The organism is Falsiroseomonas ponticola (assembly GCF_016805305.1).
Lineage (GTDB): Bacteria > Pseudomonadota > Alphaproteobacteria > Acetobacterales > Acetobacteraceae > Falsiroseomonas > Falsiroseomonas ponticola.
In genome coordinates this window covers 69931-88610 of the sequence record NZ_JAERQN010000006.1, presented here as the reverse complement: position 1 = coordinate 88610, position 18680 = coordinate 69931, and the positions used below count along the sequence as shown (strand labels likewise).

18 protein-coding genes are annotated in these 18680 nt (G+C 72.4%); 12 read left to right on the top strand and 6 right to left on the bottom strand.

Features of this window, described 5'->3' with window-relative positions:
• Window positions 1-4: 4 nt before the first annotated feature.
• Entirely contained in the window at window positions 5-1117 is a 1113-nt protein-coding gene (locus JJI54_RS18185; RefSeq protein WP_203074461.1) for an S-(hydroxymethyl)glutathione dehydrogenase/class III alcohol dehydrogenase, read from the bottom strand.
• Window positions 1118-1303: 186 nt separating this feature from the next.
• Between JJI54_RS18185 and JJI54_RS18180 the strand changes: the two genes are divergently transcribed.
• The 11 genes from JJI54_RS18180 (at window position 1304) to JJI54_RS18135 (ending at window position 11478) form a co-directional block, all read left to right on the top strand.
• Window positions 1304-2161 carry a DUF4189 domain-containing protein gene (locus JJI54_RS18180; RefSeq protein WP_203074460.1) on the top strand — a complete coding sequence of 286 codons (858 nt, stop codon included), beginning with the start codon at window positions 1304-1306 and terminating at the stop codon, window positions 2159-2161.
• Between the two features lie 36 nt (window positions 2162-2197).
• Complete coding sequence (locus JJI54_RS18175; RefSeq protein WP_203074459.1) at window positions 2198-3238, top strand: transporter substrate-binding domain-containing protein; 1041 nt, start codon at window positions 2198-2200, stop codon at window positions 3236-3238.
• Between the two features lie 335 nt (window positions 3239-3573).
• Window positions 3574-4212, top strand: coding sequence for a GntR family transcriptional regulator (locus JJI54_RS18170; RefSeq protein ID WP_203074458.1), 639 nt, complete (start codon window positions 3574-3576; stop codon window positions 4210-4212).
• A 213-nt stretch (window positions 4213-4425) separates the two neighbouring features.
• Window positions 4426-5754: an allophanate hydrolase gene (gene atzF, locus JJI54_RS18165; protein WP_226381891.1), complete on the top strand. Its 1329-nt coding sequence runs from the start codon at window positions 4426-4428 to the stop codon at window positions 5752-5754.
• Window positions 5751-6140 (top strand): allophanate hydrolase-related protein, encoded by a 390-nt coding sequence (locus JJI54_RS32235; protein ID WP_226381890.1) that lies wholly within the window; start codon window positions 5751-5753, stop codon window positions 6138-6140. The genes atzF and JJI54_RS32235 overlap by 4 nt, the downstream gene beginning before the upstream one ends.
• 31 nt (window positions 6141-6171) lie before the next feature.
• Window positions 6172-7122, top strand: coding sequence for an ABC transporter substrate-binding protein (locus tag JJI54_RS18160; protein WP_203074456.1), 951 nt, complete (start codon window positions 6172-6174; stop codon window positions 7120-7122).
• 12 nt (window positions 7123-7134) lie between these two features.
• A complete protein-coding gene (locus tag JJI54_RS18155; RefSeq protein ID WP_203074455.1) occupies window positions 7135-7983 on the top strand; it encodes an ABC transporter permease in 849 nt (282 codons plus the stop codon).
• On the top strand, window positions 7976-8749 hold the full coding sequence (locus JJI54_RS18150) for an ABC transporter ATP-binding protein (RefSeq protein ID WP_318987529.1): 774 nt from the start codon (window positions 7976-7978) through the stop codon (window positions 8747-8749). Before JJI54_RS18155 ends, JJI54_RS18150 begins: the two co-directional genes overlap by 8 nt.
• Window positions 8746-9846, top strand: a complete 1101-nt coding sequence (gene atzD / locus JJI54_RS18145; RefSeq protein ID WP_203074453.1) for a cyanuric acid amidohydrolase — start codon at window positions 8746-8748, stop codon at window positions 9844-9846. Before JJI54_RS18150 ends, atzD begins: the two co-directional genes overlap by 4 nt.
• A gap of 2 nt (window positions 9847-9848) precedes the next feature.
• Entirely contained in the window at window positions 9849-10718 is an 870-nt protein-coding gene (locus JJI54_RS18140; RefSeq protein WP_203074452.1) for a polysaccharide deacetylase family protein, read from the top strand.
• A gap of 34 nt (window positions 10719-10752) precedes the next feature.
• Window positions 10753-11478: an aspartate/glutamate racemase family protein gene (locus tag JJI54_RS18135; RefSeq protein WP_203074450.1), complete on the top strand. Its 726-nt coding sequence runs from the start codon at window positions 10753-10755 to the stop codon at window positions 11476-11478.
• On the opposite strand, the gene JJI54_RS18130 is transcribed toward JJI54_RS18135, so the two are convergent.
• The 5 genes from JJI54_RS18130 to JJI54_RS18110 form a co-directional block, all read right to left on the bottom strand.
• The gene (locus JJI54_RS18130) at window positions 11475-12170 is read right to left on the bottom strand and encodes a TVP38/TMEM64 family protein (protein ID WP_203074448.1); all 696 of its coding nucleotides are present in this window, start codon (window positions 12168-12170) and stop codon (window positions 11475-11477) included. The genes JJI54_RS18135 and JJI54_RS18130 overlap by 4 nt on opposite strands.
• On the bottom strand, window positions 12167-13255 hold the full coding sequence (locus JJI54_RS18125) for an FAD-dependent oxidoreductase (protein ID WP_203074447.1): 1089 nt from the start codon (window positions 13253-13255) through the stop codon (window positions 12167-12169). Before JJI54_RS18125 ends, JJI54_RS18130 begins: the two co-directional genes overlap by 4 nt.
• A 39-nt stretch (window positions 13256-13294) precedes the next feature.
• Window positions 13295-16393 (bottom strand): efflux RND transporter permease subunit, encoded by a 3099-nt coding sequence (locus JJI54_RS18120; RefSeq protein WP_203074446.1) that lies wholly within the window; start codon window positions 16391-16393, stop codon window positions 13295-13297.
• An 11-nt stretch (window positions 16394-16404) separates the two neighbouring features.
• Window positions 16405-17502, bottom strand: coding sequence for an efflux RND transporter periplasmic adaptor subunit (locus tag JJI54_RS18115; RefSeq protein ID WP_203074445.1), 1098 nt, complete (start codon window positions 17500-17502; stop codon window positions 16405-16407).
• 75 nt (window positions 17503-17577) lie between these two features.
• Window positions 17578-18204, bottom strand: a complete 627-nt coding sequence (locus tag JJI54_RS18110) for a TetR/AcrR family transcriptional regulator (RefSeq protein WP_203074444.1) — start codon at window positions 18202-18204, stop codon at window positions 17578-17580.
• Window positions 18205-18291: 87 nt separating this feature from the next.
• Here JJI54_RS18110 and JJI54_RS18105 point away from each other — a divergent pair, with 87 nt between their 5' ends.
• Complete coding sequence (locus JJI54_RS18105) at window positions 18292-18678, top strand: VOC family protein (RefSeq protein WP_203074443.1); 387 nt, start codon at window positions 18292-18294, stop codon at window positions 18676-18678.
• Window positions 18679-18680 lie beyond the last annotated feature (2 nt).

Here is an 18680-nt window from a genome sequence, read left to right as displayed (position 1 = left end):
TGCCTCAGTACACGACCACCGAGCGGATGGACTCGCCCTTCTCCATCAGCTCGAAGCCATGGTTGATGTCATCGAGCGGCATGACATGGGTGATCAGGCTGTCGATGTCGATCTTGCCCTGCATGTACCAGTCCACGATCTTCGGCACGTCGGTCCGGCCGCGGGCGCCGCCGAAGGCCGTGCCGCGCCAGGAACGCCCCGTCACCAGCTGGAAGGGACGGGTGCTGATCTCCTGCCCCGCGCCGGCCACGCCGATGATGATGGATTCACCCCAGCCGCGATGCGTGCATTCCAGCGCCTGGCGCATGACTTTCACATTGCCGATGCACTCGAAGCTGAAATCGGCGCCGCCGCCCGTGAGGTCCACGATCGCCTGCACGACCTTGTCGTGGCCGACCTCGTTCGGGTTGATGAAGTCGGTCATGCCGAACTTGCGGGCCATTGCCTCCCGCGCCGGGTTGAGATCGACGCCGATGATCCTGTCGGCGCCGACCATCCGCGCGCCCTGGATCACGTTGAGCCCGATGCCGCCGAGGCCGAAGACCGCGACATTGGCGCCGGCCCAGACCTTGGCGGTGTTGATGACGGCGCCGATGCCCGTCGTCACCCCGCAGCCGATGTAGCAGATTTTTTCGAAGGGCGCGTCTTCGCGGACTTTCGCCAAGGCGATCTCAGGGAGGATCGTGAAGTTGGCGAAGGTGCTGCAGCCCATGTAGTGCATGACGGGGGCGCCGTCGCAGCTGAAGCGGCTGGTTCCGTCCGGCATCACGCCCTTGCCCTGGGTGCCGCGGATGGCGGTGCAGAGGTTGCTGCGCTGGCTGAGGCAGGTTTTGCACTGCCGGCATTCCGGCGTGTAGAGCGGGATCACATGGTCGCCCGGCTTCACGCTGGTGACGCCGGCGCCGACCTCCCGCACGATGCCGGCACCCTCATGCCCCAGGATGGCGGGGAAGAGGCCCTCGGGATCGGCGCCCGAGAGGGTGTAGAGGTCGGTGTGGCAGAGGCCGGTGGCCTTCACCTCCACCAGCACCTCGCCGGCCTGGGGGCCGCCGATCTCCACATCCATCACCTGAAGGGGCTTGCCGGCCGCAAAGGCCACCGCCGCGCGCGTCTTCATGCTTCAGCCGCTCCGTCCATCCATGGGCCGGCATCCGACCCCGGCCCTGGCCTAGAGCGCGGGGCGCGCGGCGTCCAGCATCTTGGGACGCCCGGCGTGGAGTAGCGCGGGACGCGACGCCCGGGGCACCTTGCCGCGCCGGGCGCGACCACTAGGATGAGGGCGGAACGGTCTGGGGGCGGGGCCATGGGGCTCATTCGAACGGCGGTGCTGGCGCTGGGTGCCCTGCTGGCGCTGGGCGCGCCGGAGGCGCTGGCGCAGACCGGCAACCCGACCAACGACGCCCTGCTGGCCCGGAACGAGGCCGGGCGGCGGGAGGCCTTCCGCAGCCTGCTGACGCAGAACCGCTATGCCTGCGCGGAGGTGACGGTGCTGTTCCAGGCGGGGCTCGACCCGCGGCGCACCGCCTATTGGGACCTGTCCTGCCGGGATGGCGGGCCCTGGCGCATCGCCATCCCCGCGGAACGCTGGGCGACGCCCACGCTGAACGCCTGCGGCCAGGGCACGGGCCCGGCGGCGGGGCCCTGCTTCCGCGGCCTGTCCACCAGCGCGCCGGGGCTGACGGCCGCGGTGGCCGCCCCCCCGCCTTCCTGCCGCACCGCCTGCGACAGCCAGCCGCAAAGCCTGCAGAACGCCTGCCTGGCGCGCTGCGCCAGCGGCAGCACCATCCAGGCGGCGGCGCCCGCGGGGGCCACCGCGGCCGCGGTGCGGGGGCGCTTCGGCTTCATCTACACGGCGGAACCGCCCTCCACCGCCTTCGGCTTCTCCTCCGGCAAGACGGACCGGCTGGCGGCGAACATGGACGCCATCCGGGCCTGCGAGGCCGTGGCCGGCCGCAACCAGTGCCGCGTGGCGCTGGATTTCCCGAATGCCTGCGGCGCCCTGGTGCAGGCGCTGACCACGCCGCCGGTGCAGGTGCGGCGGCTGGCCAGCGGCGTCGGCCAGACGCGGGAACAGGCGGAGGCGCAGGCGCTGAACACCTGCCGCCTGGCCGAGGCCGCGAGTTCCAGCATCACCTGCCGCATCGCCATGTCGGGCTGCTGACCCATGCGCCCCGTCCCCCCTTCCCGGAGCCCCGCCATGCGCCGCGCCCTCCTCGCCTTCCTCGCCATGGCCGGCATCGCCATCGCGGCCCCCACCCAGGCCCAGAACGCCTCCCCGGTGCTGGACGGCGTGCGGGCGCGCGGCGAGGTGCGCTGCGGCGTCTTCGGCCTGCTGCCCGGCTTCTCCGCCCCCGACGCGCAGGGCGTGATGCGCGGGCTGGATGCGGATTTCTGCCGCGCCGTCGCCGCGGCGGCGCTGGGCGATGCGGCCAAGGTCCGCTTCGTGACGGCGCCGAGCCTGGCGGCCAGCCTGGAATCGGTGGAGACCGCCAGCGTCGATATCCTGTCCAGCAACCTGACCGCGACGGCGCTGCGCGATGCCGGGCGGAACCTGGTGCCCGTCGGCGTGCTGCTGCATGACGGGCAGGGGGTGATGGTGCGGACGGATGCGGATATCGCCGCCTTCCGGCAGCTGGAGGGCAAGCGCATCTGCGTCGCCGCCCCCGCCGTGGATGGCAGCCTGGCGATCCTGCACAACGCGGCCACGCGGGCCGGCATCGCCATCACCCCGGTGCCCATCGCGCAGGGCGGCCCGGCGCTGATCGCCGCCTTCCGCGCCGGCGATTGCGATGCGGTCTCCGCCGATGCGGCCGCGCTGGCCACGCTGCGCGCGACCGACCTGCCGAACCCCGCCAGCGCCGTGGTGCTGCCCGAAAGGCTGAGCCGGGAGCCGCTGACCCCCTTCGTGCCGGGCCACGACAATCGCTGGCGCCAGATCGTCACCTGGACGCTGCATGCGCTGGTGGCGGCGGAGGAGCTGGAGGTGAACAGCGGCAACCTGGAGACCGCCATCCAGTCCGACAACACGGAAACCCGCTTCCTGCTGGGACTCGACCCCGGGCTCGGCCAGGCGCTGGGACTCGCGGATACCTGGGCGCTGGAGGCGATCCGCCAGGTCGGCAACTACGGGGAGATCTTCGACCGGAACCTCGGCGAGGGCTCCGCGATCGGGCTCGACCGGGGGTTGTCGGACCTCTGGCGGCGCGGCGGGCTGCTCTACCCCTATCCCTTCCGCTGATCGCGCTGGACGCGGCCGGGCCGACCGCGCCAGAAAGCGGCATGCCCGGACGCGCCTCCCCCGAAACCCTCCAGCAGCCCCCCGAGCGGGCGGAGCCGCGCAATCCCGCGCGGGTTGAACCGCGCCAGCCCGCGCGAGCGGAGGCGCGATCCCCCGCGCACCCGGAGGCGCGATCCTCCGCGCACCCGGAGGCGCGATCCTCCGCGCACCCGGAGGCGCGATCCTCCGCGCACCCGGAGGCGCGATCCTCCGCGCGCCAGGAGGCTCGATCCCCCGCGCGCCAGGAGGCGCGATCCCCTGCGCGCCAGGAGGCGCGACGCCCCACGCGGGCGGAGGTGATCGCCGCCCAGCTGGCGGATGACATCGTCGCCGGCCGCCTGAAGCCGGGCGCGGCGCTGGACGAGGCCTCGCTGGCGGCGCAGTTCTCGGTCAGCCGCACCCCGGTGCGGGAGGCGCTGCGCCAATTGGCGCCGACGGGCCTGGTGCAGGCGGTGCCGCGCCGCGGCTGCGTCGTCGCCATCCCCGATGCCGGGCAGCTGGCCGAGATGTTCGTGGTGATGGCGGAGCTGGAGGCGATGGCCGCCGCCCGCTGCGCGGCGGGGATGACGCCGGCGGAGCGGCGGGGGCTGGAACGCCAGATCGCCACCATGGCGGGCATGGTGCGGGCGGGGGATGTGGCGGGGTACCGGGCGGCGAACGTGGCCTTCCACCACCTGCTCTATGCCGGGGCGCATAACCGCTACCTCGCGGAGATCGCCTCGGCGACGCGGCGGCGGCTGGCGCCCTTCCGGGCGGCGCAGCTGGAAGCGCCGGACCGGATGCGGAAGTCGCATGAGGAGCATGTGGCGATCGTGACGGCGATCCAGCGCGGCGATGCGGCAGGGGCGGCGGCGGCGCTGCGGGCGCATATCGGCGTGACGGAACGCACCTGGGTGGCCATGGCGGGGGCGAGGCGGCGGCCGGACGCTGCCTGACGACTGGGCAGTTCCGGGGCATTTGCATACACGGATGCGGGGCGTGGCGGCGCCCATCTGCCCTTTTTCGATGCATATCCGGCCCTGATGGCGGGCGCTGCATACACGGCGCGGCACCGTTTCGTAGCCAAGCCCTTGATATGGCGTGATCCCTCCCCGCGGCACGCGGATTGCTGATGCGGCGGCGATGACCGCGACGCCCCGATCCCCCCGATGACCGCGCTGCCCGCCAGCATCGCCGCGCTGCACGCCGCCTATGCCGGCGGCCTGGCGCCCGGCGCCGTGATCGCGGCGCTGGAGGCGCGGCACCAGGCGCTGGGCGACCCCGGCATCTACCTCCACCGGCCAACGGCGGAGGCCATGGCGGCCTCGGTGGCGGCGCTGCCGCCCTTCGACCCCGCGCGCTACCCCCTCTGGGGCGTGCCGGTCGCGGTGAAGGACAATATCGACGTCGCCGGCATGCCGACCACGGCGGCCTGCCCGGCCCATGCCTACAGCCCGGCCGAATCGGCGCCGGCGGTGGCGCGGCTGGTGGCGGCGGGGGCGATCATCACGGGCAAGACCAATCTCGACCAGTTCGCGACGGGGCTGGTGGGGGTGCGGACGCCGCATCCCGTCCCGCGCAATGCCTGCGCGCCGGATCGCGTGCCGGGCGGCTCCTCCTCCGGCTCCGCCGTCGCGGTGGCGCAGGGGCTGGCGCTGCTGTCGCTCGGCACGGATACGGCCGGGTCGGGCCGCGTGCCGGCGGCGCTGAACGGGCTGGTCGGGCTGAAGCCGAGCGTCGGCGCCATCCCCTCCCGCGGCGTGGTGCCGGCCTGCCCGAGCCTCGACTGCATTTCCGTCTTCGCGCGCAGCGTCGCGGATGCCTGGGCCTGCTACGGCGTGATGGCCGGCGCGGATGACCGCGATCCCTGGTCGCGGCCGATCGAGCTCGGCACGCCGGGCGCGGCGCTGACCCGCCTCGGCATCCCCCGCGCGCAGGAGCTGCACCTGGATGGGCCGGCGCAGCGCGCGGCGTGGGAGGCGGCGCTGGCGCGCCTGCCCGCCGGCGTGACGCTGGTGGAGCGCGACCTCTCGCCCTTCCTCGAAGTCGCGCGGCTGCTCTACGAGGGCGCCTTCGTGGCGGAGCGCGATGCCGCCTTCGGCGCGCTGGTCGCGCCCGAGGCGATGCACCCCGTCACGCGCCGGATCGTCGCCGGCGCCGCGCGCTTCAGCGCGACGGATGCCTTCCGCGGCCTGCATCGCCTGGCGGAGCTCCGCCTCGCGACCCGTCCGGCCTGGGAGGGGATCGAGGCGCTGCTGGTGCCGACCGCCCCCAACTTCCCGACGCTGGCGGAGCTGGAGGCGGACCCGATCGGGCCCAATGCCCGGCTCGGCACCTACACCAATTTCGTCAACCTGCTGGACCTGGCGGCGCTGGCCGTGCCGGCGCCGCTTCGGCCGGACGGGCTGCCCTTCGGCGTCACGCTGATCGGGCCCCGCGGCCACGACGCCGCGCTGGCCGCCACCGGCACCGCCTTGATGGAGGGCTTCGCGGCATGATCGAGATCGCCGTCGTCGGCGCGCACCTCTCCGGCATGGTGCTGAACCCGGAACTGCTGCGGGAAGGGGCGGTGCTGCGCCGCGCCGTCGCGACCAGGCCCTGCTACCGGCTCTTCGCGCTGGCGGGCGGCCCGCCGAAGCGGCCGGGCCTGCTGCGCGTGGCCGATGGCCACGCCATCGCGACGGAGGTCTGGGCGCTGCCGGAGGACGGCTTCGGCCGCTTCGTCGCCGGCGTTCCCGCGCCGCTCTGCATCGGCACGCTGCTGCTGGCCGATGGCACCACGCCCAAGGGCTTCCTGGTGGAGCCCGAGGGCCTGGCCGGCGCCACCGAGATTTCCGAGTTCGGCGGCTGGCGCGCCTTCATCGCCAGCCTCGCCACCACCTGAAACCCATGGGCTGAACAGGGAGAAAGAGAGAATGATCCGTCGCCGCCATATCCTCGCCGGGGCCAGCGCGCTGGTCGCCGCGCCGCATGTCGCGAATGCGCAGGCGCAGCGCACCGTGCGGATGGGGTCGCTTCGCCTCATCCATTCCATGACGCCGCATTTCTATGAGCGTTTCGCGCCGGCCAACCTGAAGATCGAGATCACGACCTTCGACAGCCCGACCGACGGCAAGAACGCGGTCGTCACCAACTCCGTCAATTTCGGCGGCTTCGGCATCGCCGCCGCGCTGCTGGGCGCGGCGGCCGGGGAGCCCGTGGTGGTGGTCGGCGCCTTCTGCAACCGGGGCATGGGCGTGGTCGCCAAGGCCGGTACGCCGATCCGCACCATCGCGGATCTGCGCGGCAAGCGCGTCGGCATCTGGCCGGGCTCGACGCAGGAGGTGTTCATCCTGGAGCGCCTGCGCCAGACCGGCATGACGGTGCGGGACATCACCAGCGTGCGCGTGCCCTTCGGCGAGATGCATGCCATGCTCTCCCGCGGCGACATCGACGCCTATGTGGGCGCGGAGCCGGGGCCGGGGCTGTCCATCTCCTCCGGCGTGGGCCAGCTGGTGGAATATCCCTACGGCACCGCCATGGGCGGGCTGAACATGATCTTCGCGACCAGCGAACAGCAGATCGCGCAGGACCCCGCGCTGGTGCGCACCATGCTCGGCATCCATCGCCGGGCCAGCGAGTTCATGATGGCGAATCCGCGCGAGGTCGCGGATGCGACGGTCCGCATCCTCGGCGCGCCGCGCGCAGCGGTGGAGCAGGCGCTGGGCGCCAACAACGTCGAATACATCTGGAAGCTGGACGACACGGTGCTCGGCCAGGCGCGCGCCTATGCGCAGCAGATGCTGGAGATGCGGCAGATCCGCCAGCTGCCGAACTTCAACACCTTCCTCAACCCGCGCTTCTCCAACGAAGTCGCGACCTCGTAAGGGAAGGGTGCGATGGCCGAGGCCATGATCGCGACGGCGCCCGCCGTCGCGCCCACGCGCAGCGCGGGGCAGCGCCTGGCGAAACGCCTCGGCCCCATCGCGCTGTCGCTGGTGGTGCCGCTGCTGCTGCTGCTGGGCTGGCACCTGGCGGTGAAGGCGGGGATGACGCGGCTGATCCCGTCCCCCGCCGAGGTGGCGGAGTACATGGTGGATTTCGCGGTGGGCGGCATCTGGGACGATGCCTTCTCCGCCACGCTCCACCTGCACCTGCTGGCCAGCGCGTCGCGCGTCTATGGCGGCTTTCTGCTGGCTGCCGCGGTGGCGGTGCCGCTCGGGCTGCTGATCGGGCGCATCACGCTGGTGCGGCAGCTTCTCGACCCGTTTCTGCAATTGATGCGGCCGATCCCGGTCACGGCCTGGCTGCCGCTGTCCATGATCCTCTTCGGGCTGGGGCCGAAATCCGCCTTCTTCCTGGTCTTCCTCGGCGCCTTCTACCCCATCCTGCTGAACACCATCTTCGGCGTGAAGAATGTGGAGCCGCGGCTGTTCGAGGCCGCGTCCATGCTGGGCTGCCGCGGCAATGCGCAGTTCTTCCGCGTGGTGCTGCCGGCCGCGCTGCCTTCCATCTTTACGGGGCTGCGGCTCGGCCTCGGCCTCGCCTGGTTCGTGATCGTGGTGGGGGAGATGACGGGTGTGCCGCAGGGGCTGGGCGCCGTCATCATGGATGGCCGCACGCTGAGCCGCACGGAACTCGTGATCTGCGGCATGATCGTCATCGGCATCGCCGGCTTCGTCAGCGACCGAATCGTGGTCATGCTGATGAACCGCGCCCTGCGCTGGAGCCCCATGCATCGTGGCTGAGATCCCCATCCTCGACATCAAGCATGTCGGCAAGACCTACACGCTGGGCGATACGCGGATCGAGGCGCTGCGCGACGCGAACCTGACCGTGCGGAAGGGCGAGTTCGTCTGCCTGATCGGTGCCTCCGGCTGTGGCAAATCGACGCTGCTGCGCATCGTGGCGGGGTTCGAGCAGCCGACGAATGGCGATGCGCTGATGTGGGACAAGCCCATCGCCGGGCCGGCGCCCGACCGCGGCATGGTCTTCCAGGACTATGGCCTTTTCCCGTGGCTGACAGTTCGAGAAAATATCGGCTTCGGGCCGAAGTCGCGCGGCCGGCCGAAGGGCGAGGTGGCGGAGACGGTCGAGCGCTTCGTCAACCTGATCGGCCTGACGCGCTTTGCGGATGCGCATCCCCACCAGCTCTCCGGCGGCATGAAGCAGCGGGTCGCCATCGCCCGCGTGCTGGCGAATGACGCGGAGGTGGTGCTGATGGACGAGCCCTTCGGCGCGCTGGATGCGATGACGCGGGAGCGGCTGCAGGACGAGCTTCTCGAATTGTGGCAGCGCACGGGGCTGACCGTGCTGTTCGTGACCCATTCCATCGAGGAGGCGATCTTCCTGGCCGACCGCGTCGTGGTGATGGAGCCGGGGCCTGGGCGGATCGCGAGCGAGCATCGGATCGAGCTGCCGCGGCCGCGCGACGTTTCCTCGCCGGAGTTCAACGAGGTGCGGCGCGAACTGGGTGCGCGGCTGCACAGCCACCACGCGAAGAAGGCAGCATGACTCGACTGGCATCGGTGCATCGGGTTCCGATGCGCCACCCCGCCGACATGGCGGGGATCGAGGCGCTGTTCAGCGCCGGTAGGCTGGACCCCGCCAGCATCGTCGCCATCCTCGGCAAGACCGAGGGCAATGGCTGCGTCAACGATTTTACCAGAGCCTACGCCGTGAGTGCGCTGGCCGCGATGCTCGCCGCCCATCTCGGCACGACACCCGCCGTGGTGGCGGAGCGCGTGGCGATGGTGATGTCCGGCGGCACGGAAGGCGGGCTCGCGCCCCACTTCATCCTGTTCTCGGTGACGGAGACGGATGCCGCGCCGGCCGGCGCACTCGCCATCGGCACGGCCTTCACGCCCGACTTCCGGCCGGAGGAGCTGGGCCGGATGGCGCAGGTGGAGGCGACGGCGGAAGCGGTGCGCGCCGCCATGGCCGATGCGGGCATCGCCTCGGTTGCCGATGTCCACTACGTCCAGGTGAAATGCCCGCTGCTGACCAGCGAGCGCATCGCGGACGCCGAGGCGCGCGGCGCCACCGTCGCCACGCATGACACCTACCGCTCCATGGGGCTCTCGCGCGGGGCCTCGGCGCTCGGCGTCGCGCTGGCGCTGGGGGAGGTGGCGACGGACCGGCTTTCCGATGCGGTGATCGGGGAGGATCTGTCGCTGTGGTCGGGCGTGGCGAGTGCCTCGGCGGGCGTCGAATTGACGCGGAACGAGATCGTCGTGCTGGGCAATAGCGAGGCCTGGGCGGGAAGCCTGCGCATCGCGCATGACGTGATGCAGGACGGGATTGACTTCCCGGCGATCCAGCGGGCGCTGGCGGCGGCGGGGCTGGCGGCGCCGGGGCAGCTTTCCGACGCGCAGCGCGGGCGACTGGCGGCGCTGCTGGCCAAGGCGGAGCCCTCCGCCAGCGGGCGCATCCGCGGCAACCGGCACATCATGAACGACGACAGCGACATCAACGCCACGCGCCACGCCCGCGCGCTGGTCGGCGGCGTGGCCGCGGCGGCGACGGGGCGCACCGACCTCTTCATCAGCGGCGGGGCGGAGCATCAGGGGCCGGATGGCGGCGGACCCGTGGCCGTGATCGTGGAATCCTGAGCATGCGTCCCGAACAACGCCTCCGCTACGCCGCGCCGCAGGACCGGCCGCCGGCCGCGCTGCCGGGGGGCGCGGAACTCGCCATCTGGCCGGTGGTGAATGTCGAGCATTGGCTGATCGACAACCCCATGCCGCGCCAGGTGCTGAGCCCGCCGACGGGGGCGGCGCTGCTGCCGGATGTCGCGAACTGGGCCTGGCATGAATACGGGATGCGCGTCGGCTTCTGGCGCTTCCTCGACGCCTTCGCGAAGCGGGGCATCCGGCCGACGCTGTCGATCAACGGCAATGTCTGCCACGAATATCCCCGCGTCGCGCAGGCTGCCCATGATGCCGGCTGGGAGTTCATGGGGCACGGCTTCGTGCAGGTGCCGACGCATCGCGAAGCCGACCAGCGTGCGATGATCGCGCGGACCGTCGAGGCCATCACGCGCTTCACCGGAGCGCCGCCGGTCGGCTGGCTCGGCCCGGGGCTGACCGAAACCCTGGAGACGCCGGACCTGCTGGCGGAGGCGGGCATCCGCTACATCGCCGATTTCGTGGTGGACGATTTGCCGGCGCGGCTGCGGACCTCGGCGGGGGAGGTGCTGACCATGCCCTACTCCGTCGAACTCAACGACATCCCCATCGCCATGATCCAGCACCATGACGAGCAGGAACTGCCGCGGCGCGCGCGGCTGGCGGCGGCCAGGCTGCTGGCGGAGGCGGGGCCGAAGGTGATGGGGTTCGCCATCCACCCCTACATCACCGGCGTGCCCCACCGCATCGGCGCGCTGGAGGCCATGCTGGACGACCTCATGGCCATGCCGGGCGTGTGCTTCATGCAGGGGCGGGAGATCATGGAGTGGTATCGCGCCAGCGGGGACCCGAACTAGCTTTTCGCGACGCGATGGGGGATGGAATGCCCTCATGAAGCTGCTGCTGATCAATGCCAACACGACCCAGGCCATCACGGACCGGCTGGTTGCCATCGCGCAGGGCCTGGCGCCGCCCGGCGTGACCGTCACCGGCGCCACCGGCCGCTTCGGCGCGCGCTACATCGCAAGCCGCGCCGCCGCGGCCATCGCCGAACACGCGACGATCGACGCCTTCGCGGAGCAGGGTGGCGATGCCGACGCGGTCCTGATCGCCTGCTACGGCGATCCCGCGCTGGATGCGCTGCGGGAGATCGCCGCCGTTCCCGTGCTGGGGCTGGCCGATGCCACGGCGCAGGCGGCCTGCCGGATCGCGCGGCGCTTCGGCGTGGTCAGCGGCGGCGCGGCCTGGAAGCCGATGCTGGAGGAATTCCATCGGTACCGCGGCTATGGCGATCGCCTCTCCGGCGTCCGCAGCATCCTGCCCACGGGCGGCGACATCGCGCGCGATCCGGACAGCGCGGTGGCGTCACTCGCGCAGACCTGCCGCGACTGCGTGACGCTGGATGGGGCGGAGGCGGTGGTGCTGGGGGGCGCGGGGCTCGCGGGCCTGGCCGCGAAGCTGGCGCCGCTGGTGCCCGTGCCGGTGCTGTGCTCGGTGGAGACGGGCATCCGCGCCGCCTTCGACGCCATGGGCGGCGCGCCCATCGGCGTGGGCACCGTCCATGCGCCGGTCGAGACCATCGGCCTTTCGGCGGCGCTGGCGAAGCGCCTCGGCTAATCCTTCGCGAAGCGGCGCTTCAGCGGTATGGCGGCCAGCGACAGCGCCGCCAGGCCGCAGAGCGCGCCGATGATCTGCGGCGTCAGGATGCTCCGGATCTCCAGCGTGCCGCCGGCATCCAGCACGGAACCGAGCCCCGCGCCGGCCAGGCTGAATACCGCCGTGGCGGGCAGGATGCCGATCAGCGTCGTCAGCACGAAGACCGGCAGCCGCACGCCCGCGAAGGCCGGCACGAGGTTGACCAGGAAGAAGGGGAACAGCGGCACGAGCCGCAGCACCAGCAGATAGGGCCCGGCATCACGCCGCAACCCTGCCGCCAGCCTCTGCGCGACGGGGCCGAGGCGGTCCAGCGCATCGGCGCCGAAGATGCGCCGCGCCAGCAGGAAGACGAGCGTCGCGCCGATGGTCGCCGCCACCACGGTCAGCGCCGTGCCGGCGACGGCGCCGAAGAGGAAGCCGCCCGACAGCGTCAGGATCACCGCGCCGGGGACGGAAAGCGCGACGGCGGCGGCATAGGCCAGCAGGAAGGCGCCGGCGGCCAGCAGCCAGTTCGCGGCCACGAAGGCGGACAAGGCGCCGCGATGCCGCGCCAGCGTGTCGAGCGACAGCAGTTCGCCAAGGCCCGTGAAGCGCAGCGCCAGCAGCGCCGCCACCAGCCCCACCCCGATCCAGAGTTTCCGCGAGCGCATCATGCCCCCTGGTATCGCGCCATGAAGCGGCGGTCGATCCGGTCCTTCAGCCACCAGGCGGCACGGCCGCTGACGACGACGCCGTTGCGCGTGCCGATGGCGCGGCGATCCCCCAGCGAGAGCAGGACCAGCCAATCGGATTGCGGGCGATAGGGGCGTGGCGCGTGCCCCTCCGCCGCCGCGCGCAGGTTGCGGGCCAGCACCGGGCCCTGCCGCACGGCGACGACGCCGGCCTTGGGCAGGGGCTGCGGGTCGAAGCCCGCGCAGTCGCCGCAGGCGAAGATGCGGTCCTGCCCGATGGCCCGCAGGCAGGCATCGACGCGGAGGAAGCCGGCGCGGTCACGTTCCAGCCCCGTCTCCGCCAGCCAGGCCGGTGCGGCGGCGCCGGTGGCCCAGAGGACGGCATCCAGCGCCAGCGGCGCGGCGCGGGGGAAGACCAGGCCCTCGGCCACCACCTCCGCCACATCCTCGCCCTGCTGGATGGCGATGCGGCGGGCGGCCAGGGCCTCGGTGGCGCGGGCGCGGGCCTTGTCGGGGAAGCCCGGCAGGACGCCGGCCACGCCAGCGACCAGGGTCACGCTCGCCGAGGGCAGGCGGGCGCGCAGCGCCAGCGCCACCTCCACCCCCGCGGCGCCGGCGCCGACCACGCCGAGGCGCGCGGGCGCAGCCTCCAGCAGGGCGCGCAGGCGCGGCAGCAGCGCGTCGATGGGCTTGAGCGGCAGCGCGTGGCGCGCGGCGCCGGGCACGCCGGCGGTATCGGGCGTCGCGCCGGTATCGATGGAGAGAAGGTCGAAGGGGCGTGCTTCCCCGCCTGCGCGATGCACGCGCCGGGCGGCGAGGTCGATGCCGGTGGCGCGGTCGATCACGGCCTCGGCACCGGCGCGGGCGGCCAGGGCCTGGATGTCGATCAGCGCCTGCTCCTCCCGGTACAGCCCGGCGATGACGCCGGGCAGCATGCCGGAATAGGGGGAATGGGCCTCCCGCGTCAGCAGCGTGAGGCGCCAGCCCGGCAGCGGCTTCGCGGCGAAGTGCCGCAGCACCTCCACATGCGCATGGCCGCCGCCGACCAGCAGCAGGTGCCGTTGCATCGCGCCCCTTTCATGGTGGGGCGCGATGATAGCGCGGCCCTATTCCGCCGGCACCAGCCCGGGCGGCACGGGCGCAGGCTTCGTGACCTTGTGTCCCCCCTGGCGGCGCCGCGGCAGGGCCAGGCCGTTCATGGCGGGCACCACCAGCAGGGTGGCGAGCGTCGCCAGGGTCAGCCCGCCGATCATCGCCACCGCCATCGGCCCCCAGAAGACGGAGAGGGTGAGGGGCACGAAGGCGAGCACGGCGGCGAGTGCCGTCAGCACCACGGGCCGGGCGCGGCGCACGCTGCTCTCGATGATGGCCTGGCGGAGATCCATCCCCGCCGCGACATCCTGCTGCACCTGGTCCACCAGGATCAGCGTGTTGCGCATCACCATCCCGGCGAGGGCGATGACGCCGAGCAGCGCCACGAAGCCGAAGGGCTGGTCCATCAGGATCAGGGCCGCGGCCGCGCCGGGGATGCCGAGCGGGGCGGTCGCCACCACCAGCGCCACGCGGCCGAAATGCCGCAGCTGCACCATCAGGATCAGCAGCATCGCGCCGACCATGAAGGGGAAAAGGGCGAAGAGGCTGGCATTGGCCTTGGAGGATTCCTCCGCGGCGCCACCGGCCTCGATCCGCATGCCGACGGGGAGCGTCGCGGACAGCGCCTGCATGGCGGGCATGGCGGCGGCCGTCACGTCCGGCGCCTGCAGGCCGGGGGCGATGTCGGCGCGGACGGTCAGGAAACCCTCCCGGTTGCGGCGCCAGAGGATCGGCTCCTCCATCACCGGCTCCAGCCGCGCCACCTGCGACAGCGGCACGGGGCCGGCCGCCGTCACCAGCGTCAGGTCGCCGAGATGGTCGAGCGAGAGCCGCTCCGCCGCCGGCGCCCGGAGCACGACATCCACGAGGCGCGCGCCTTCGCGGAGTTGTGTGGCGGTGACGCCGGAGAGCAGGGACTGCATGGATTGCGCGACGGCCTGGGGGGAGAGGCCGAGCTGCGCCACGCGATCCTCGTCCAGCACCAGGCGGAGGGAGGGCGCGCGCTCGCCCCAGGCCAGCTGCACGTCGCGCGTGCCGGGCACCTGGCGCAGCGCCTCCATCACGCGCTCCGCCTGTTCGCGCAGCTGCACGGGCGTGCCGCCCATGACGCGGAACTGCACGGGGAAGCCGACGGGCGGGCCGAAATCGAGGCGGGAGACGCGCACCCGCGCTTCCGGCACGGCGCCGCTATCGACATAGGCGATCAGCTTGTCGCGGAGCCTTTCGCGGGCCGGCACGTCGCGGGCCTGGATGACCAGCTTGCCGAAGGCCTCGTTGGGCAGATCGGGGTTCAGTGCCAGGAAGAAGCGCGGCGCGCCGGCGCCGACATATTCCGTGTGCATCACGGCATCCTGGTCATCCGCCACCTGGGCGGCGATGCGCATCACCGCCTGGCGCGTCGCCTCATACCCCGCGCCCTGGCGGAGGTTGACGTCCACCAGCAGCTCCAGCCGCGCGGAGGTCGGGAAGAACTGCTTCTTCGTCATGCCCATGGCCCCGAAGCCCGCGCCCAGCACGGCGACGGTGGCCAGCATGACGACGAAGCGATGGTCCACGCACCAGCCGACCAGGCGGCGGAGCAGCTTGTAGAAGCGGCCCTCATACTGGTGGTCGTGGGAGACATGGTGCTTCGGCGTGGGCAGCAGCTTCACGCCGAGCCAGGGGGTGAACCACACCGCGACCAGCCAGCTGGCCAGCAGCGCCGCACCCACCACCCAGAAGATGCCGCCGGCATATTCGCCGGAGGTGGAGGCGGCGAAGCCCACGGGGATGAAGCCCGCCATGGTGACGAGGGTGCCGGACAGCATCGGCCCCGCCGTGCTGCCCCAGGCGAAGGCGGCGGCCTTGGCGCGGTCCCAGCCTTCCTCCAGCTTCACCACCATCGCCTCGATCGCGATGATCGCGTCATCGACCAGCAGGCCGAGCGCCAGGATCAGCGCGCCGAGCGAGATGCGCTCCAGCTCCGTCCCCCAATACGCCATCAGGATGAAGACGGCGGCGAGGGTGAGGGGCACGGAGAGCGCCACGATGATGCCCGCGCGGAAGCCGAGGGAGAGGAAGGAGACGAGCAGCACGACGCCGAGGGCCACGACGAACTTGGTCAGGAACTCCGCCACGCTTTCCTGCACGATATGCGGCTGGTCGGAGATGAGCTGCAGGTCAAGCCCGGCGGCGAGGTCGCGGCGGATGGCGGCGAGTTCCGTGCGCAGGCTGTCGCCCAGCGCCAGCACGTTGAAGCCGCGCTGCTTGGCGACCGCGATCAGCACGGCCGGCGCGCCATCATGGAAGACGGCGGAGGAAGGCGGGTCCGCCAGGCCGCGCGTCACCGTCGCGATGTCGCCGAGGCGCAGCGTGCGGCCATCCCCGGCCGGGACGGGCACGGCGCGGATCGCCTCCAGCCCGTCCAGCCCGCCGCCGACGCGCAGATGCACGCGCAGCGCGCCGGTTTCCACCACGCCGGCCGGCGCCACGGGGTTCTGCCGCGCCAGCGCATCGATGATGGCGGAGGGCTGGATGCCGAGCGTCGCCATGCGGGCGTGGCTTGCCTCCACATGGATGCGCTGGTCGATCTCGCCCTGGATCGCCACCTTCTCGACGCCGGGGATGCGCAGCAGGCGGAGGCGGATCTGCTCGGCCTGGCGCACCATCTCCGCATTGTCGGCGCCGGTCAGGGCGAGGACGGCGGAATAGACGTCCGAGTATTCATCGTTGAAGAAGGGGCCGCGCACGCCGGCGGGCAGGCTGCCGGTGATGTCGCCGACCTTCTTGCGCACCTGGTACCAGAGGCCCGCGACTTCCCGCGGGGGCGTCGTGTCCCGCAGCAGCACGGTGGTCACGGAGGAGCCGGGCCGCGTGAAGGTCTCCACCCGGTCGAGCCAGGGCAGGTCCTGCAGCCGGCTTTCGATGCGGTCGGCGACCTGGGCCTGCATCTCCTCCGCCGTCGCGCCGGGCCAGCTGGCGCTGACGATCATGAGCTTGAGGGTGAAGGAGGGGTCCTCCGCCCGGCCGAGGCGCATGTAGGCGCCGGCGCCGGCGAGCGCGAGCAGGAGGATGGCGAAGAGGGTGAGCGCGCCGTTGCGCACGCCCCAGGCGGAGAGGTTGAAGCGGTCCATGGCGCGCTCCCTCAGCGCAGCGTGCTGGCAAGGCGGGACTGCACGATCCGCACCCGCTGGCCGGGGTCCAGCACCTGCGGGCCCATGGCGACGACCTTGTCGCCCTGCGTCAGCGGGCCGGCGACCTCCGCCGTGGTTTCCGCGATGGCGCGGACGGAGACGGGCACGGCCTCGATCCGCCCGCCATCCAGCACGCGCCAGACCATAGGGCCCTGGCCGCGGTCATGCAGCGCGGTCAGCGGCAGGGTCGCGGCGGCGTCGCGCGCCACCGCGAGGCGCACCGTGCCGGTCATGCCGAGCGCGACCCAGTCCGGCGCCTCCGGCAGCGCGAAGCGGACGGCATAGGTGCGGAGCGTGGCATCGGCCTGGGGCGCCACTTCCCGCAGCGTGGCGGGCAGCGCCGTGTCGGGGCGGGCCCAGAAGCGGGCCTCGGCCCGGGCCTGCGCCAGGCCGGGCAGGGCGGATTCGGGCACGCGGACGAGCAATTCGCGCTCCGCCGGATCGGCCAGTCGCAGCACGGCCTGGCCTTCGGGCACCACCTGGCCGGCTTCCGCCAGCAGCGAGGTCACGAAGCCCGGGCCGGGGGCGCGGAGGGTGGCGTAGGAGAGGCGGTTGCGTGCGAGGTCCAGCTGCGCGCGGGCCGAGATCACACGCTCCGCCGCCGCCCGCGCTGCCGCCTGGCGCTGGTCGTCCACGGCCTGGGAGACATGGCCGGCGGCGAGAAGCTGGCGGCCACGCGCCGCGTCATTGGCGGCCTGGCGGGACTGCGCCTCGGCCGAGGCGAGGTCGGCCTCTGCCGCGCGGAGGCTCAGCGCCAGGTCGGCAGGGTCGAGGGTGGCCAGCACCTGCCCGGCCTCGACCAGCTGGCCGACCTCCACCAGGCGGGTCGCGATCCGGCCGCCGGTGCGGAAGCCCACATCCACCTCCCGCCGCGCGCGGACGACGCCGGTATGGGCGGTGACGGCCTCCGCGCCCGAAAGCCGGACCTCCGCGACCTGGACGGCGCGGGGCTGGGGCGGGGGCGAATCGGTGGCCGAGGCCTCCCCCTTGCAGGCGGCAAGCGGCAGCAGGAGCAGCAGGGCGGCGGAGCGGCGGGGGAATGCGGGCATGGGACCTCTCCCGATCGGGATGGCCCCAGTATGGTTATGGAGTGACGAAAGTCAATAATCGTCAGTCGGTATCCATCAGGGGCGGAGGGCCCGGAGGATGAGGTCCAACATCGCCTCTAGGTCCTGGGCGAGCTCGGCGTCCGACTTGATGTTGGCCATGCATTCCGCGATCAGCCCGGGATGGGTGAAGGCGAGCGTCGCCTGCTTGATGGACTGGGCCGTGGCCTCGGCATCGATGCCACCGAACTCGCCGCTCGCCAGGCCGTCCATCAGCACGTGGCGGATGGCGGTCTGGATGCTGTGGATGAAGCGCTCCACCACGCCCCAATGCTCGTTCATCGCGGCCGTCACCATGTCATGCAGCCGCCTTTCGCTGAAGAACAGCGCCATGTGGCGCTGGTGCAGCGTGCGCAGCAGCAGGCGCAGGCGTTCGCTGGCGGCGTCGCGGCCGCGGGCGATGGTCCAGATGTCGCCCTCCACCCCCGTGAGCATGCGGGAGGCGATGGCCTCGTTGATCGCGGATTTGGAGGCGTAGAAGCGGTAGATGTTGGCGGGCGACATGCCGAGTTCGCGGGCGATGTCGGCCACCGCGGTCTTCTGGTAGCCCATGGAGCGGAACAGCGCCTCCGCCGTGTCCTCGATCCGGCGGCGCGTTTCCTCGGCGCTGGCGCCGCGGCGGAGTGGCAGGGTGCTCGTGTTCATGACGAATAACGTATATCGTCAGTCATAAAATTACCAGCCTCCCGCTGCTGTCTTTTCAGCCCGCCCTGGTCGCGCGAGACTGCCGGCATGAGCAGCCCCTACAGCTTCGACCACCTCCACCTCCGCAGCCCGGACCCGGAGGCCGCCGCCGCCTTCTATGTCTCGGCCTTCGACGCGACCATCAAGGCCCGCATGACGCCCGGCGGCAAGCTGCGCGTGGTGCTGGACCTGCACGGCGTGCCGGTCTTCATCGAGCAGGTGCCGCCGGGCACCCATGCGCCGCCGAAGCCGCCCTTCCTCGGCATCGAGCATATCGGGCTGACCGTGCAGGACATGGACGTGGCGGTCGCCGCCCTGGCCGCCAAGGGCGTGCCCCTGCTGGACGGCCCGCGGGAGGCCCGGCCCGGCGTGCGCATCGCCTTCTTCGGCGCGCCGGATGGCGTGCAGGTGGAACTGATCGAGCGGCGCGGCTGAGC

Excerpts from the sequence above, each read along its gene's own strand:
- JJI54_RS18125 (WP_203074447.1), bottom strand. The coding sequence starts at position 13,255 with ATGCAACGGCACCTGCTGCTGGTCGGCGGCGGCCATGCGCATGTGGAG.
- JJI54_RS18180 (WP_203074460.1), top strand. The coding sequence starts at position 1,304 with ATGGGGCTCATTCGAACGGCGGTGCTGGCGCTGGGTGCCCTGCTGGCG.
- JJI54_RS18140 (WP_203074452.1), top strand. The coding sequence starts at position 9,849 with ATGCGTCCCGAACAACGCCTCCGCTACGCCGCGCCGCAGGACCGGCCG.
- JJI54_RS18160 (WP_203074456.1), top strand. The coding sequence starts at position 6,172 with ATGATCCGTCGCCGCCATATCCTCGCCGGGGCCAGCGCGCTGGTCGCC.
- atzD (WP_203074453.1), top strand. The coding sequence starts at position 8,746 with ATGACTCGACTGGCATCGGTGCATCGGGTTCCGATGCGCCACCCCGCC.
- JJI54_RS18175 (WP_203074459.1), top strand. The coding sequence starts at position 2,198 with ATGCGCCGCGCCCTCCTCGCCTTCCTCGCCATGGCCGGCATCGCCATC.
- JJI54_RS18155 (WP_203074455.1), top strand. The coding sequence starts at position 7,135 with ATGGCCGAGGCCATGATCGCGACGGCGCCCGCCGTCGCGCCCACGCGC.
- atzF (WP_226381891.1), top strand. The coding sequence starts at position 4,426 with ATGACCGCGCTGCCCGCCAGCATCGCCGCGCTGCACGCCGCCTATGCC.
- JJI54_RS18110 (WP_203074444.1), bottom strand. The coding sequence starts at position 18,204 with ATGAACACGAGCACCCTGCCACTCCGCCGCGGCGCCAGCGCCGAGGAA.
- JJI54_RS18120 (WP_203074446.1), bottom strand. The coding sequence starts at position 16,393 with ATGGACCGCTTCAACCTCTCCGCCTGGGGCGTGCGCAACGGCGCGCTC.
- JJI54_RS18105 (WP_203074443.1), top strand. The coding sequence starts at position 18,292 with ATGAGCAGCCCCTACAGCTTCGACCACCTCCACCTCCGCAGCCCGGAC.
- JJI54_RS18135 (WP_203074450.1), top strand. The coding sequence starts at position 10,753 with ATGAAGCTGCTGCTGATCAATGCCAACACGACCCAGGCCATCACGGAC.
- JJI54_RS32235 (WP_226381890.1), top strand. The coding sequence starts at position 5,751 with ATGATCGAGATCGCCGTCGTCGGCGCGCACCTCTCCGGCATGGTGCTG.
- JJI54_RS18130 (WP_203074448.1), bottom strand. The coding sequence starts at position 12,170 with ATGATGCGCTCGCGGAAACTCTGGATCGGGGTGGGGCTGGTGGCGGCG.
- JJI54_RS18115 (WP_203074445.1), bottom strand. The coding sequence starts at position 17,502 with ATGCCCGCATTCCCCCGCCGCTCCGCCGCCCTGCTGCTCCTGCTGCCG.
- JJI54_RS18185 (WP_203074461.1), bottom strand. The coding sequence starts at position 1,117 with ATGAAGACGCGCGCGGCGGTGGCCTTTGCGGCCGGCAAGCCCCTTCAG.